General features: G+C 31.7%; 14 protein-coding genes. 9 read left to right on the top strand and 5 right to left on the bottom strand.

The annotated features are described in order from the left end of the window. Nucleotides 1-11 precede the first annotated feature (11 nt). The 4 genes from AAFU52_RS25500 (at nucleotide 12) to AAFU52_RS25485 (ending at nucleotide 4,053) form a co-directional block, all read left to right on the top strand. Entirely contained in the window at nucleotides 12-740 is a 729-nt protein-coding gene (locus AAFU52_RS25500; protein WP_024770401.1) for a T9SS type A sorting domain-containing protein, read from the top strand. 235 nt (nucleotides 741-975) lie between these two features. Next, on the top strand, nucleotides 976-1,962 hold the full coding sequence (gene pfkA / locus AAFU52_RS25495; RefSeq protein ID WP_024770400.1) for a 6-phosphofructokinase: 987 nt from the start codon (nucleotides 976-978) through the stop codon (nucleotides 1,960-1,962). Nucleotides 1,963-2,020: 58 nt separating this feature from the next. Continuing rightward, nucleotides 2,021-3,022 (top strand): type I glyceraldehyde-3-phosphate dehydrogenase, encoded by a 1,002-nt coding sequence (gene gap / locus AAFU52_RS25490; RefSeq protein WP_024770399.1) that lies wholly within the window; start codon nucleotides 2,021-2,023, stop codon nucleotides 3,020-3,022. A 170-nt stretch (nucleotides 3,023-3,192) separates the two neighbouring features. Continuing rightward, nucleotides 3,193-4,053 (top strand): N-acetylglucosamine kinase, encoded by an 861-nt coding sequence (locus tag AAFU52_RS25485; protein ID WP_024770398.1) that lies wholly within the window; start codon nucleotides 3,193-3,195, stop codon nucleotides 4,051-4,053. Between the two features lie 12 nt (nucleotides 4,054-4,065). Here the strand turns inward: AAFU52_RS25485 and AAFU52_RS25480 are convergent, their stop codons facing one another. Beyond that, nucleotides 4,066-4,659, bottom strand: coding sequence for a DUF4202 domain-containing protein (locus AAFU52_RS25480; RefSeq protein WP_024770397.1), 594 nt, complete (start codon nucleotides 4,657-4,659; stop codon nucleotides 4,066-4,068). Nucleotides 4,660-4,922: 263 nt separating this feature from the next. On the opposite strand from AAFU52_RS25480, the gene AAFU52_RS25475 reads away from it, so the two are divergent. Continuing rightward, nucleotides 4,923-5,111 (top strand): hypothetical protein, encoded by a 189-nt coding sequence (locus AAFU52_RS25475; protein ID WP_035091774.1) that lies wholly within the window; start codon nucleotides 4,923-4,925, stop codon nucleotides 5,109-5,111. Nucleotides 5,112-5,139: 28 nt separating this feature from the next. On the opposite strand, the gene AAFU52_RS25470 is transcribed toward AAFU52_RS25475, so the two are convergent. From AAFU52_RS25470 to AAFU52_RS25455, 4 genes are all read right to left on the bottom strand, one after another. Continuing rightward, on the bottom strand, nucleotides 5,140-6,594 hold the full coding sequence (locus AAFU52_RS25470) for a S41 family peptidase (RefSeq protein WP_438424326.1): 1,455 nt from the start codon (nucleotides 6,592-6,594) through the stop codon (nucleotides 5,140-5,142). Nucleotides 6,595-6,784: 190 nt separating this feature from the next. Further along, on the bottom strand, nucleotides 6,785-8,089 hold the full coding sequence (locus AAFU52_RS25465; RefSeq protein WP_024770394.1) for a carboxypeptidase-like regulatory domain-containing protein: 1,305 nt from the start codon (nucleotides 8,087-8,089) through the stop codon (nucleotides 6,785-6,787). 140 nt (nucleotides 8,090-8,229) lie between these two features. Next, nucleotides 8,230-9,636, bottom strand: coding sequence for an ATP-binding protein (locus AAFU52_RS25460; RefSeq protein WP_024770393.1), 1,407 nt, complete (start codon nucleotides 9,634-9,636; stop codon nucleotides 8,230-8,232). Between the two features lie 216 nt (nucleotides 9,637-9,852). Continuing rightward, nucleotides 9,853-10,386, bottom strand: coding sequence for a hypothetical protein (locus tag AAFU52_RS25455; protein ID WP_152538537.1), 534 nt, complete (start codon nucleotides 10,384-10,386; stop codon nucleotides 9,853-9,855). Nucleotides 10,387-10,743: 357 nt separating this feature from the next. On the opposite strand from AAFU52_RS25455, the gene AAFU52_RS25450 reads away from it, so the two are divergent. The 4 genes from AAFU52_RS25450 (at nucleotide 10,744) to AAFU52_RS25435 (ending at nucleotide 16,238) form a co-directional block, all read left to right on the top strand. Beyond that, nucleotides 10,744-13,050 carry a hypothetical protein gene (locus tag AAFU52_RS25450; protein WP_438424324.1) on the top strand — a complete coding sequence of 769 codons (2,307 nt, stop codon included), beginning with the start codon at nucleotides 10,744-10,746 and terminating at the stop codon, nucleotides 13,048-13,050. Nucleotides 13,051-13,096: 46 nt separating this feature from the next. Beyond that, nucleotides 13,097-13,549 carry a type II RES/Xre toxin-antitoxin system antitoxin gene (gene parS / locus AAFU52_RS25445; protein WP_024770390.1) on the top strand — a complete coding sequence of 151 codons (453 nt, stop codon included), beginning with the start codon at nucleotides 13,097-13,099 and terminating at the stop codon, nucleotides 13,547-13,549. Next, nucleotides 13,549-14,004, top strand: a complete 456-nt coding sequence (locus tag AAFU52_RS25440) for an RES family NAD+ phosphorylase (protein ID WP_438424322.1) — start codon at nucleotides 13,549-13,551, stop codon at nucleotides 14,002-14,004. The genes parS and AAFU52_RS25440 overlap by 1 nt, the downstream gene beginning before the upstream one ends. 164 nt (nucleotides 14,005-14,168) lie before the next feature. Further along, on the top strand, nucleotides 14,169-16,238 hold the full coding sequence (locus tag AAFU52_RS25435; protein ID WP_438424320.1) for a M13 family metallopeptidase: 2,070 nt from the start codon (nucleotides 14,169-14,171) through the stop codon (nucleotides 16,236-16,238). Nucleotides 16,239-16,243: the final 5 nt, after the last annotated feature.

Genomic DNA, 16,243 nt, shown 5'->3' with positions numbered 1-16,243 from the left:
ACCTTTTTATTATGAAATCTCTTAAAACTATTTCTTTAACAATTTTAGCTATTTTTTGCCTTGTGGTAGTGCAGGGACAAATAAAAATGGGGCAAGGTGTTACCTCTCCAAATGACTGGGTTAATTATAACACAACAGGAATCTATGTAGATGTAAATACCACAGCATGTGCTTTTAAAACAACTCCACATTATTTAGTAACTCTGGAGTCTATAGGTAACAAAGGATTTCATTGGTATATCTCTGGGACCTCGTCTATTTATAATGCTACGCCTACAGGATTTAGAATATATCTAAGATGGGCAGATGCACCTTCTGATTTACCAACAGTTGGATCACTTAATTTTCCAAATCCATTAAGAGCTAGTACAGCAAAGAATAGGGAATGGGTAATTAGATGGACCGGAATAGAAATGAAAGATTGTGGTAAGTCTGTAACAGGAAGCTCTACAGGAGAAATATTTCCTGGTGCTAATGGCGGTGAAGGAAATAAAGTATCTTTAGAATCTGGCACACCCAATATAAATAGCCTGAAGATATATCCTAATCCTGGTAAAGACAGAGTGGTTATCCAATATTCTGGTTTTATCAAAAAGAGTGAAATTTATGATTTAAATTCTAGATTATTAGGTGTTTCTACAACCAATTCGATTAACATTAAAAAATTACCAAAAGGAAACTATATAATAAAGGTATATACAGAGGACGATAAGATAATTACTAAACAATTTGTAAAATAGTACTGAATAGAGAATACTTAAAATAAGAAATATTAATTTACAAAAACGACTTGCTATTGCGAGTCGTTTTTATTTTTCTACAATTTTAAACTCATTAATTTATTCTTAACGTAATGTGCGAATATGTGTTAAAATAATGCATTTTTTGTCAGTAAAAGCTGAATTTATTAACCGAAAACGTTTTAGTTTTTTGGCAAATTAGGTTATTACTACCAATAACGATAGATTTGGCTCAATGACAAAAAAAGTTAAAAATATAGCCGTACTAACTTCTGGGGGAGATGCTCCAGGGATGAATGCGGCAATCCGTGCAGTAGTTAGAGCGTGTAGTTATTATACTATAAAATGTTTTGGTATTTATAAAGGGTATGAAGGTCTTATTAATAATGAAGTTGAAGAACTAAATGCACGATCTGTTCGTAATGTTATAAATAAAGGAGGAACTTTTCTTAAATCTGCCAGATCAAAAGAGTTTAGAACTGTAGAAGGTAGGCAGAAAGCATATGAAAATCTGATTAAGAATGGTATTGATGCACTTGTTGTCATCGGTGGTGATGGAAGTTTTACAGGAGCTTTAAAATTATCAGAAGAATTTAATTTTCCGGTAGTAGGTATCCCAGGTACTATCGATAATGATATTAATGGTACAGATTACACTATAGGATACGACACAGCCTTAAATACAGTGGTAGAGGCAATTGATAAGATTAGAGATACAGCAAGTTCTCATAATCGATTGTTTTTAATCGAAGTAATGGGACGTGATGCAGGAGATATTGCTTTAAATGCAGGTATTGGAGCAGGAGCAGAGGAGATTTTGATTCCCGAAGAGGATATGGGAGTAGAGCGACTTATAGAATCGTTAAGGAAAAGTAAGAAAACCGGAAAAACCTCGAGCATAATTGTAGTAGCAGAAGGTGACAAATCTGGTAAGAATATTTTTGAATTAGGAGAATATGTCGAAGAAAATCTTAATGATTATGAAGTAAGAGTATCTGTACTCGGGCACATCCAACGAGGTGGACCACCAAGCTGCTATGATCGCGTACTAGCCAGTAAACTTGGAGTAGGAGCGGTAGAAGCACTATTAGATGGTAAAAGCGAAGTAATGATTGGGATTGTTCATAAGGTTGTCACTATTGTACCTCTTAAGACTGCATTAGATAAAAGACCTCATAAACATGATGGATTAATAAAAGTAGCAGATATTACTTCTGTATAATTTTAAATAGTATAACCACAGTCAGTATAAATTAATAAAAACAACTAAATTTTTAAATATGAGTACGTTAAAAATTGGAATTAACGGTTTCGGTAGAATTGGAAGAATTGCTTTTAGAATTGCTTCTAAACGTGATAATGTAGAGATAGTAGCAATTAATGATTTATTAGATGTAGAGCATTTAGCTTACTTATTAGAATATGATTCGGTACACGGAAAATTTGATGGAACTATCGAAGTTAAAAACGGTAATCTTGTTGTCAATGGAAAAGAAATTCGAGTAACCGCCGAACGTAATCCAGAAGATCTAAAATGGGGTGCAGTAGAAGTAGACGTAGTTATGGATTGTACAGGAATCTTTACCACACTAGGAACAGCAGATGCCCATCTTAAAGCAGGAGCTAAGAAAGTAGTGATTTCTGCTCCTTCAAAAGATGTACCAATGTTTGTAATGGGAGTGAATCATAATGATGTAAAAGCTTCTGATACCATTGTTTCTAATGCTTCATGTACTACAAATTGTTTAGCTCCGTTAGCAAAAGTTATAGATGATAATTTTGGAATAGAAGAAGGGTTGATGACCACAGTACACTCTGCTACAGCTACACAGGCTACAGTAGATTCTCCATCGAGAAAGAACTATAGATTAGGGCGTAGTGCATTAAATAATATCATTCCTTCTACTACAGGTGCTGCAGTAGCAGTTACCAAAGTAATTCCAGCATTAAAAGGAAAATTAACAGGTATGGCATTTAGAGTGCCTACAGTAGATGTTTCTGTAGTAGATCTTACTGTGAAAACTAAAAAATCAGTTTCTTACGAAGAACTTAAGGCTGTTGTAAAGAAGGCTTCTGAGAATGAATTAAAAGGTATTCTTGGATATACCGAAGAAGCAGTAGTATCTCAGGATTTTGTAGGAGAATCACAAACTTCTGTATTTGATGCTAATGCAGGAATTGCACTTAATGAGAATTTCTTTAAGCTGATATCCTGGTATGATAATGAATATGGGTATTCTACGAAGTTAGTTGACTTATCTATGCATGTAGGTAATTTATAAATTAGTATATAACTTATAAAGTATAGTATTAACTGTTGCATTGGGCGTAATCGAAAAGTGGTAATTAGAGATCAATATTCCTCGATTACGCGCAATATGATAGCATATCAAATTCAAAAGAATAAATCAGAGTATTTATTCTATTTGCTAACCACATAACAAATTTTTAAATGATTTTATTAGCTGATGGCGGTTCTACTAAATGCGATTGGATTCTTCTGGATGATGTAGGGGAAATCGTTTTTAAAACCCGTACAGAAGGGTTAAACCCTGCTGTATTTGAGAAATCTCTCTTAGAAGAAAGAGTTAGAAAAAATGATAAACTTTCTTCTTATCGAGATAAAATTGATACTGTTCATTTCTATGGAGCTGGATGCGGTACAACAAAGCCAGCAGTAATGTTGAAAAAGATCTTTGAAGATTTTTTTATTGGAGCCGAAATTGTCGTTAAAGAAGATATGGTTGCAGCAGTGTATGCAGCTACAACAGAACCTGGGATTATATGTATTTTAGGAACAGGATCTAATAGTTGTTACTTTGATGGCGAAGATATTCATATGTCTGTAGATTCTCTTGGATATATTCTTATGGATGAGGCTAGTGGAAATCACTTTGGAAAAAAACTGATACGCGATTATTACTATAAAAGAATGCCTCCCGAAATAGCATCAGAATTTGAAAAACGTTTTGACCTTTCTTCAGATTCAATTAAGGAAAATCTATACAAAAGAGAAAATCCTAATACATACCTAGCTTCTTTTGCAGAATTTATTTTTACCAGTGAACGTAATGGTTATTTTTATAAAATTATTACCGAAGGTATTCAAGAATTTATAGAAACCAGAGTACTTTGTTTTCCAGAATCACAACATGTACCTATACATTTTATTGGTTCGATAGCTCATTTTAGTGAAGATATTATAAGAGCAGCAGTCTGGCCATATCACCTAAAAGTTGGTAATATAGTAAGAAGACCTATTGATGGAATTATTGATTACTATCGCAATGAAGTAATTAAAAAAAAAAATTAAATTTAATATAGGTCAGGAATCTTTACTCAATGCTTCTTTAATTAAGTCTAAAGCTTTTTCTGAATAGGAAAGTTGTAGTGCAGATTCATGACCTTTTTCAGACATTTTACGCCAGGTTTTTTGAAGGATATCAATTATTTTTTGATCGGTATGTTTAGCTAGAAAATCTTCATAGTAAAAATTAAGAAAAACTAGACAGATCACATCTTCTAAAGTCTGTGTATCCTTATCCTTTTTTAATTTTTTCTTTTGAATCAAAAAAGATACCCGGTTAATCGTTTCTGTATCGTAACCAACCTTTTCAAGAATTTCTGAGGCTTTTAATGCATGAAACCGTTTTAGCTCTTCTCTCCATTTTAGATAACCAATACGATCCATTGCATAATTTTTACGAGGGATTTTCCACCTACAAATATGTTGTGATCTAGCAGCAAGTTTAAGGGCTTCAGGGGCGTTTGGTTCAAAATCCTCAATAGTATCTGTCATTCGTTGACCATAGATTAATTCTTTGGAAACAAATACATTATTTATTTCTTCCTTATTAGGGTCTTCTGCATTCGCTTTATCAATATTAATGTAAGCCTCTGCTAGTTTGTCTATTGGCATATGAGATCGTTTTTAGTGCGTTAACAAATTTAAAGCATTTGTTTAAGTAATACCATTAAGAATTTTCAAAATTGATAATCATCAGGATTATATTAAAATATACAACAATACTTATAATGTATGTGTAGGATATAATTGTTAATACTTCTGTGTAAAAGTATTCTACTCCTTTATCTTTTCGAGTAAGTTTTAAACTTATTTTTACTGACGAACTTTATGGAACTGTACAATCATAAAATATAGTTCAGAAAATAAATTACTGTATGACAGAATATGTACTTTTAACAAATGATCAAAGTTATTTTGTTGAATATCTTATCGGCGAACTGGTATTATCTAATAGTATTAGTGAGGCGATGAAGTTTAACGATGAGCATCTTGCATTAAGATTTAAGCAAATGTTGCATAATTCTTGTGAATTAGTCACTAGTGTAAATACATATATTGCATAATTTAGGATAGTAAGAAGCTAGCTTTTACTTAGCCACGAATCAATTTTAGAACATAATCCAGATCAGGATCTCTACCAGAGATTAAATCATCAATAGAGAATATAGTTTGCCTATCAGGAAGTACACCAGAGCCTTTAGGGACTCTTTTGTCTTTTATATAGTGGTTGATCTTTTCCATATACATTACCATTATTATTTTGGAATTAGGAAATTCATAATACACAGGAAATTCTCCATTAGAAAAATGATATCCACCACCGGTCTCTTCTCCTATTAAAATAATATTTGGATCATTTTTTACATTTAGCGCAAAGGTAGATCCTGCAGAAAAAGTTGTTCCTCCGGCAAGCACATATACATTTCCTCGAAACCTATCTTTATCAGGAACCATAATAGCTTCCATATCATCAAAAACCAGTTTCCATCCATCATATATAGGATGATTATAAAACTTATCTTTTAAAAAATGCTTTTCACTAAGATACGTTCTAGTGACATATTTTCGCTCCGGAATGGCAAGTGAAGCGACATATTCACTAGTTATCTGTTTAAATAGATTGTTGGTTATAAACGAGAATAAATGTACAGCATTAGATCTAAAACCTCCATCATTTTGTCGAACATCAACAACAAGATTGCTAATTTTCTTTTTATTTATTTCTTTGAAAATTTTTATCAGATTTGATTTAAAAATCCTGATGTCTCCTCTAAATGAATTGACAACCAAAACAGCCGTATTTAAGTCTTCTTTGTAATATACAAATGGGCTTTTGTTATTAATAAATGTATCAAAGTAATCAAAACCATTTTCCTGCTTATGGTATTTAGCAAAATAAGAATTACGCTTGGCATTTCTAAGTCTTACGGTTACAAAAGATTCTGCTGGTAAGACTTTATTTGTTTCTGTTCCATCTGGGGCTGTATAGTCAATACTAAATTTTTTCTCAACACCATATTCATACGCAAAGTATAATCCGAATTTTAACTCTATTTCTCGATATTTACGGGTGAGATTATATCCATCACTAGATACATATTTCTTTAGGCGATGTAAAATTTCATGGGCTTGGTGGCCATTAATTTGATTAATTTTTGAACCTATCGGGATATCAAAATCATCCGTATCTGTATAAAACTCGGTATTTATCAATTTAAGAATCAAAGGAAAATAATATTGATCTGTTTTTATGGTATTGGGAGCAAAAAATAAAAGATGTCCATCTTTTATTTTATCTGTAACCTCCAGCATGTTTTGATATAATTTTATATCAGAATCTGTTGTAGTCAAAGATTCTTTTACAACCTTAAAGACATACTCTAAAGAATCTTGATCAATATATTCATATAAACTTGGATGTCCTTTTTTAAGGATATTTTCAAAAATTCTGAAATCTTCTCTAACCCCAAGAGAATCCATACGTTTTTGTGCAGAAAGTACACAGGTAAGTGTGCAAAAAAGTACAAAACACTGTATTTTTTTCATTAGATGATTTTAACGATATAACTTAATTGACTTCTTTAGATTGCCTATTGTTGCAATCTTTTTATTTTCCCAGATGTAAAAGTAATGAAATTGTTGAGTGAATTTTATGTATTATTGAATTTAATAAAATGAGTTTACTAAAAAAAGAGTATGAAAACATACTCTTTTTAGATTGCAAATTGTTCTGTTTTTAGTTTAATTTTCGCAGTTGCCTTTGTATTTTTTTGATTGCTGATTCTATAGATTTTTCTGGTTCTATAACATTATATTCACCCCAGAATACTGGATCAGAGAATCCAGATGCTTCATCACTAATTACTACAGAAGATTTTAACTGGTCTCTTGGTCTAACGGTTTCATTATTGATATTTTTTTTCCAATCGGTAACCGCCATTTCTACATTTAGTTTATAGACTGAGTTAAATAACTTCTTTTTCCAATTGATTTTTACGACAAGATCAATCCTTCCATAACCATAGTACCATTTCCCATCTTTTTGGCGATAATCAATAGTATAAGATGCCTGGGTAGGGTATACTTTTGCTTTTTTTGGTTTTTTTCTAACAAACATTTTACTAACCTCTTCTTTATTTTCCATATTAAGACTAAAGACGGCTTTGGTCATTGCTAATGTTTCGGCATCTATATACAATTTTCCGTAATACAATGGCTCTTTTATGTAAGAGCGTTGTTTAAAATTTAATACATAAATATACTGATCATGAATTTTTGTGGACTTATCGAAACTAAAGGCATAAGTATCGGTCATATTTTCTGTAAAAAGAATCTCAGGATTTTTCATCACATCAATATAAAGTGTACTGGTAGGCCCTCCCTGTAATTTTAATGTAAGTGTGTCTAGTTTTTTATAATCAGCACTTTTTCGTGCTTTAAAAAGCTTGATGATATCTGTTTTTGTGGATTCATAAGGATTTTTATAAACATCTACTACGGCTTCAGAAAGAGAAACATAGCTTCTACGTTTTTTGATAGTTTCTCTATAAAAAGCAGTCATAATACTGTTTTCATTAAGGTAATTGCTTCCTTTTCTTTTTATTACTTCACGTATAAGTGCATTTGGATCCTTTGGATCAATATTAACTTCGGATAATTCGGTGACAGAGACATTAAGTTTTATTTTTAATTCCTTACCATTAAATTTTGATAGCATAATTACCTTGTCTCTGTATCCAAGATATGAGGCCGTTATTTTACCATTAGCCATATTTTTAGGAACTTTTAATGAAAATTTCCCTTCATCATTTGTAACCGTAGAAATATTAGTTTCATTTACAGTAATAGATGCTGATACTAAAGGACGATTGGTCTCATTATCGAGTAAATATCCTTTGTATTCATTATAGTTGGTGTCATCTTGATTACTATCTTGAAAATAGGTGAATGCTTGTATATGAGCAGAGTATGAGAGAGTTAGCAAAATAAACAATAGAAAAGCAGTATATCTATTGTGAAAAAAAATATTTTTTTTATTCATAGCTCGAGTTTTTTTGGTTGTAAATTCTTTTTTAAAGAGCTTAATCCTACATTACAAGGTAAGAAATTTTACCGAAGAAAATTGATGTCAATACGTTAAAACAGTAGCTTATGTTAAATTTCTGATTGTTTTAAATAGGATTAATGATACTTGTAATGATCTCCGAACCAGTTCTTGAGTTTAATGTTTAAAATTTCTGTAGTAAAGGGTTTAGTAATATAATCATCCAGCCCTTTGGCGATAAATCGCTCTGCATCACCAGGTAAGGCATTAGAGGTTAAGGCAATTACCGGGGGGACTTTTTTATAGTTTTTACGAATCAGATTACAAGTTTGAACACCATCAAGTTCTGGTAGATTGATGTCCATTAAGATAAGGTCATAAGTGTCTTCTTTAAACATGTTGAATGCTTGTTTCCCATCTTTTGCTATATCTGATGTACAACCAAGGTATTTTAGAATTTGTTTGGATACCATTATGTTGGTTTCAGAATCTTCTACTAACAATACATGTAAATTATAGTTATAATTTTTTATTCGTGTAGGAACTTTACTTTTTTGAACTAATACTGGTGTGTCGACGATATTTGTTTTAAAAGTAAACCAAAAATTACTACCTTTTCCGAGCTCGCTTTTTACACCAAGTTTTCCTTGCATTAGATCTACTAGTTTTTTACATATAGAAAGCCCTAGTCCGCTTCCTTGACCAGTTAGGATAGTTGCTTCATTAAATTGACTGAAACGACTAAAAAGTGTTTCCTGATCTTTTTTTCCAATACCAATGCCAGAGTCGATCACTTCTACTTTAATGGTTAGGTGGTCATTTTTTTGAGATACAGCAGAAATATGTATGTGTATTTCTCCACCATTAGTAAATTTAATGGCATTACCAATAAGATTAGAAATAACTTGAGTTAAACGATTACCATCTGCTATTATATTTTCGGGTAATTCTTCAGAGTATTTAGGAATCAAATTAATTTCTTTAGCTGTAGCAGTGGCCAAAAAGAGATCTACATTTTGATGGATTAACTTTTTAAAATTAATGGGAGTAGGGGATAAATTAAATTTTCCTTCTTCCATTTTTGATAGATCCAAAATTTGATTTAAGATTTCTAATAAATTATGCGAAGATTGGTGAATTGTAGTAACATATTCTTTTTGAAGATCATTAAGTTTTGTAGTATTAAAAAGTAAATCAATCATACCTATAACACCAACCATAGGGGTTCTGATTTCATGACTCATATTGGCAAGGAACTCTTGTTTAAATTTTGAGCCCTTTAAGATTTGTTGATTTTTTTCTTTTAATTGATCTAGATTTCTACCTCCAAACATGGCAAACAGACCCAAAAATAAGGGAGCAGTATCTATAATATAATGAATAGGGAAATTTCTTTGTACATAGGCTATAGATTGTAACGAGAATTCAAGGTCAAGTCTGGCAATGTCTATACTTGTGGCCAGAATAGGAAATGCAAATCCGAAAGATATCCCATATAAAGTATATCTAGCCGCTTCAGATTTGAACCATGATATTCGTGCCATAATAATAATAATTTTGGTTGAGCTCTTACGTTCTTTATTATTTAAAAAACCGGCGTATTAGGGAGAAGCTTAGGGGGAATAATTGCTAAATATAGTTTTTTTTTGAAATATTAAGCAATGTTTTAAGGATTTATATACCAGAGGATTAGAGTATTCTTAAAAAAATCCACGACAGGGGATTGTCGTGGATTTTAAACCTTACTTTTAATGATTAAATCACATTTTGAAAATTATCTTTTTTAATTTGTATCCGTCAATTTTAATTAAATAGGTCTTCGGGTCAATATAATTTTGAATATAATCATCAACTTCTCCTTTGTCTAATAATCTTCCAGACATGTTGTAAAGACTATATTTAAGGCCTTGGGGAACTTCTTTTATATGTTTAAAAGTTTTTTGGTCTGTAGTTTGTTGACAGGTATCATCTGCCAAAAATTTATTAATAAAAGTAATTCGTCCTTGCTCATCTCCTTCTAATGTTACAGTTGCTGTATCATCGATATCAATAATACCATTACCTGTTAAATCACCAAGAATTATTAAACAAGCGTTTCTTACTTTAATACGTACTCCAGCTTCAAGATGTAAACTTTCTGTAATGAAAATAACACCTTCTTCAGAATTTTCGTCCAAACCATCAACTACAGTGTTTTCTGTTACTGACATTAATTTATAAGAAATGTCAATTTTAGTGTTTGCAAATGTTATGCTTGTTAGTAACAAGGCTAATAAGGGTAGAAATTTTTTCATAAAGTTTGGTTTTGGGGTTGAACTTAAATTTTGTAAGTAATTACTTACTTTAAATGATTTTTTATCGTTGTAAAACACAAAATCAACGACAATATACAACATTTTATGTTAAAAACGTAACTTTTTTAGGTTCAGTATTGATTTTTATTTGTGGTTTATAAATAAAAATCACGTATGACCCTCTGGTTACGGGTAGTTTATTAAAAATTCTTTTTTTGTTTTTTTTAACAATTTTTGAAAGAAGACACCCTATTTGTTTGATTTTAATGAATAATAAATTAAAATATATTTAGACATGAGTATTCGTTTTATTCATTAGATTTATATTCTTATTCTTAAAATCTAATTATTACAGAAATGGTAAAACTGTTGTTGTTTTTTCAACAATTTAGTATATGGTTTAAAATACTGTTGAGCGAATTGTCTAATAACCTAATTAGCCTCTTTTTTATTTTGGCTTTATATTTTGCTTTATGGCATTTTCCCCAAACTATAGATTTATTGTTAATTCTTAATCAAGCAGATGCCTTTTTGTTTGAAGTACCTTTGTATTTTTTCTTACTTATGGTTTCGGCATTTTTGATCTGGAATATCCCAAAGTATTTCTATTATTATAATTACAAGGATATCTCCTTTTCTAACCTGATTGGTTTTATCCCTAATCAACATTATAAATTTCAGGATAGAAATAAATCGGTTAGATATCATTACCTGGTTAGAGTACATATGAGAAAAGTACTACCTCGAATATTAGCTCTTTTATTATTGATTATTTCAGCTTTAAGTATTCTTAATGCGATGGAGTTGTTTGAACTTGATAATATCTATACTAATTTTTTAGAACCAACAAATACACTTATTTACTGTATCTTTTTTTTATTTCTTTTATCAGAACCTACTATATACGGCCATATACAGGAATTTATTAATAAAATCCCCAAGACGAATGCTTTTATAATTCTATTATCGGTAGGATTGATTGTTTTTATTATATCTCTGGGTACCCTAAATACTCAGACAGAAAAAGATTTAGGGAATCTTTTTCTGTCTAATTGCGCACTAGCTTTGTTTTTCTTTACATTATCGTTTAATAGTTATCGTTTTTTAAAAGAATTTCCCCAAAAACTCTTCTATGGGGTTGTTCTCTTTTCAGGTTTTATTTTATTGTTTTCTTTTCTGGCACTTAATTTTGTTCCCGAATGGGCCAGTAGAATAAATCCTTTATCGATTTTAATATTATCATTATTAAGCTTGTTTATGATAAGTTTTGTGCTAATTCTTTCTGGTAAAAAGCTAAAACTACCTTTATTTTCCATAGTTGTTGTTGTATGTTTATTTTCTTCCAGGCTTTTTTCAGAAAGCTCTGATCATTATCAGCTTACGATAAAACCCTCAGAAGTAGAAAGGCCAGTTATGGAGCAATATATGTATCAATGGATAAAAGATAGAATTGATATTATAGAAAAGAAAGAAGGGAAGTTTTCTGCTCTTCTGGTTTCTTCAGAAGGAGGAGGATCCAGAGCTGGGCTTTGGTCTTTTTTAGTACATAGTTATTTGTATGAGAAATCTAATGGAAGTTATTTTGAGGAAAATTTACTATCCTTAACCGGAGCATCGGGAGGAAGTGTAGGCAATGCTATGTTTTTTGCTGAAGCACAACTTGCCATGTATGATAACAAAAAGGCTAATTTTAAAACTAAGTCGACCGATGGATACCCGGATTTAAAATATAAGGCAAGTGCAGTGTACAAAGAAAATTATTTATCGGTTTCATTACTTTCGCTATTGGGTAGAGATTTATTTAAGGAAACAACAAGTTTGTTTCGTTTTAAAAACAGAGGCAAGCTGTTAGAAGAACAATGGAGTGATACTTACAAAAAATACTTTTCTAAAAAATCAAACGAAGATATCTTACAGAAAGAGTTTTTATCTTTTTATAATAATATTACCAATACAGAAGAGAAGACAACCCCACCACTTTTGTTTATTAATACTACACATACACAAACAGGAAACTATAATGTAATAAGTCCTGTTAAATATGCTCATCTAAGACCTCTTACAGGGATGCGTGACTTTATAGAAAATTTGCAAAAAAGCTACCCCGATAGCTCTATTGGATTATCAACAGCAATGCGTATAAATGCAGGGTTTCCTTATATAACCCCGGTTGGAGAAGTAAAAAAATCTTCTATTTCTGGTAAAGAATATTCTGATCAATATGCAGATGCAGGATATTATGATAATGTAGGAGGTATAGTATCCAAAGGTGTTGAAGAAGTTTTTAGAAATGTATTACGAGATTCTTTCCCTGAGTTACAAGATAAAATCAATATCAAACATATTATCATTGCTAATAGTGAAGAGCGTAAAATGATAAAAACGCAAACACAATATAAAGCCCCTTTAACAACCTTACAAAATGTTAGATATGGACATACTCAGGAAATTATCAAAAAACTTGGGAGTAAGTATATAATAAAATTAAAGCCAACTATGATACCTCTTTCTTTATCAGAATCAGAAAATATAGAAGAAGAAGTTCTTATGATTAAGCCAGTTTTACCGTTGGGTCGATACCTGTCTACTGTGGCAGTTAGATCTATGGAAGCAAGATTAAGTGAGGTAAAACCACAATTAGACTCAATTTTAACAGTAAACTAAGACAGTTGTCATTTTTTTTTGTATTTTTGTCATAAAATAGATAATCATGAGTGCAGTATCTCCATTAGATTTTGATAGTTTCGAAAATAAAGGTTTATTACGATATCTTAATATAGATATCCCTTTACGTAACATGTATGATTTTATTGAGCTATCAAGAAATGGGATAGATAAAAAGGCATTGCTACACCTAGCTAAGACTATTGGTTTTGACCTTAAAGAACTGGCACATATACTTCATATGTCTGAACGCACTATCCAGCGTTATGATTTAAATAAAAAATTAGGAACAGAAGCTAGCGCTAGAGTATTACAGTTAGCTAAGCTTTATGCAAGAGGAGAAAATATTTTTGGTGACCTTTCTCGTTTTAAAAATTGGATGGGACACCCAAGTGTGGCATTAGCCATGAAAAAACCAAAAGAATTATTAGATACTACGTTTGGTTTTCAGTTACTTAATGAAGAATTAGTTAGAATAGAACATGGAATTTTTGCCTAATGCGAGTATATCGAATAGCTAAACAAAAATATATAAAAGATCTTACCGGAATCGGAGCAAAAACAGTAGGAGGAAGATGGAACCCTAAAGGAGTTGCTGTTTTGTATACTAGTACTACAGCAGCACTTTCGGCCCTCGAAGTACTAGCTCATTTGCCAGCTGCATATTTTCCAGATGATATGTCAATTGCTACTATAGAAGTTCCTGATACATTAATTACCACTATAGACATAGAAAAGATACCAGATAATTGGAATCAAATTCCTGTACCTATCGAGATTCAAAATTATGCAATGCAATGGATTGCAGAAGAACAATATCTAGGTCTTAAAGTGCCTAGCATCATAATTCCGAAAGAAAAAAACCTTCTGGTTAATCCAATGCACCCTAAATTTGATAAAGTAAAGCTTATTGATGTTGAACCATTTTGTTTTGATACCAGGTTGTTAAAATAAAATCCGTTTGTTAAATCTTATTTTTTCGTTAAAACTCGGTACAAAACTCACCAACATATTTCATTTTATATAAATTACGAGCTTAATATACGTAACGAATTTTCGGTTCAGACGTCATATTTACTAATAACTAATCTTAATTTAATAACAGAATGAGTATAAAAATGAAAAAAGTTTACTTTTTGGCTGCATTTATTTTCGCTTTTGTGAGTTGTAAAAACGAAACAAAAAAAAGTGATAGTGAAAGTGAAGTAGTAGCTGAGGTAGAAAAAGTTCCTGGCATAGTTCTGGAAAACATGGACACAAACGTGAGTCCTAAAGATGATTTCTATAACTACGTTAATGGAAATTGGATGAAGAACACCGAAATACCTGAAGACAGAACACGATGGGGAGGCTTTGGGGTTTTAAGAAAGAAAACAGATGATGATGTGCTTAAGATTATGGAAGAAGCAAAATCCAGTGGTAAATATGCTGCGGGAACTGATCAGCATAAGGCTCTGGTTATCTTCGAATCTATAATGGATACAATAGCAAGAAATAAAGCAGGTATAACTCCATTACAGCCAACACTAGATAAAATAGCTGCGATAAAGAATATTCAGGACTTACAATCTGTATTAGCAACAGAAACAGCTGCTTCTGCACCGTTTTTAGGGTTTACTTCTTTTCCAGATTTAAATAATAGTGATATAAATGCTCCATATGTAACTACTGGTGGTTTAGGATTACCAGATCGTGATTACTATTTGGACCAGGATGAAAAGTCTAAAGAAATTAGAGGACAATATGTGGATCATATTACGAGAATGCTTCAGTTTATTGGGGATACCGAAGATCAGGCGCATAAAGCTGCAGAAAAGATTTTGGATATCGAAACCAAATTATCCGAACCTAGATTAGATAAAGTTCAAAGTCGTGATGCTCGTAACTTTAATAATCCAAGAAGTATAGCTCAACTTTCAGAAATGACTCCAGCAGTAGATTGGAATAAATTATTGAAAGATCTTGGTGTTAAACAACAACTGGATACAGTTATGGTGTTACAGCCAAAATATATGAAAGCTTTACAAGGAGTGCTTACAGGAACAGATATCGAAGACCTTAAAACCGTAATGCGTTGGTCTACTTTAAATAGTGCAACTGGATCTCTTTCTACAGAAATAGAAAAAGCAAACTGGGATTTTTATAGCAAAACACTTAGAGGTGCAAAAAAACAAAGACCACTTGATGAACGTGCATTAGGTACCGTAAATGGTTCTGTAGGAGAAGCTATTGGACAATTGTATGTTGATGCTAAATTTCCACCCGAAGCAAAAGCTAAGGCAGAGAAAATGATTGCTAATGTAATCAAAGCATACCAAAAAAGAATTGAAGTATTAGAATGGATGAGTGATAGCACAAAAGCTAAAGCTATAGAGAAATTAGATAAGTTTACTGTTAAGATTGGGTATCCAAATAAATGGGAAGATTATTCTACACTTGATGTAAAAGAAGGGAATTCTAATTTTGAAAATACAATGGCGGTATCAAAATGGCAATTCGAAAAGGCGATTGCCGACATAGGAGAGCCAGTAGATAAAACAAAATGGGGAATGTCTCCTCAAACCGTGAACGCATACTTCAATCCTTTATTTAATGAAATTGTGTTCCCAGCGGCTATACTTCAGCCACCTTTCTATAATTATACAGCAGACGAAGCGGTTAATTATGGAGGTATTGGAGCAGTTATTGGGCATGAAATATCTCATGCTTTTGATGATTCTGGAGCTCGTTTTGATGCAGATGGAAATCTTAAAAACTGGTGGACAGAAGATGACCTTAAAGCTTTTACAGAAAGAGGAGATGCATTAGCAGAACAATACAGTTCTTTAGAAGTTTTAGATAGTGTATTTGTAAATGGTAAATTTACACTAGGAGAGAATATAGGAGATTTAGGAGGTGTGTTAGGAGCTTATGATGGATTACAGATGTATTTTGCAGAAAATGGAAGACCAGAAGATATTGATGGATTTACTGCAGAACAACGTTTCTTTATGTCTTGGGCTACCGTATGGAGAACAAAGATTCGTGAAGATGCTTTAAGAACTCAAATTAAGACAGATCCGCATTCACCTGGTACAACACGTGCTATCCAACCTTTATTAAATGTTAAAGCCTTTTATGAAGCTTTTGATATAAAAGAAGGAGATAAAATGTATTTGGCACCAGAAAAACGAGTACATATTTGGTAAAATAT

It is taken from the genome of Aquimarina macrocephali (assembly GCF_051627225.1).
Taxonomy (GTDB): Bacteria; Bacteroidota; Bacteroidia; order Flavobacteriales; family Flavobacteriaceae; genus Aquimarina; species Aquimarina macrocephali.
The sequence above is the reverse complement of the archived record's forward strand: the minus strand, read 5'-3'. Positions and strand labels throughout refer to the sequence as shown.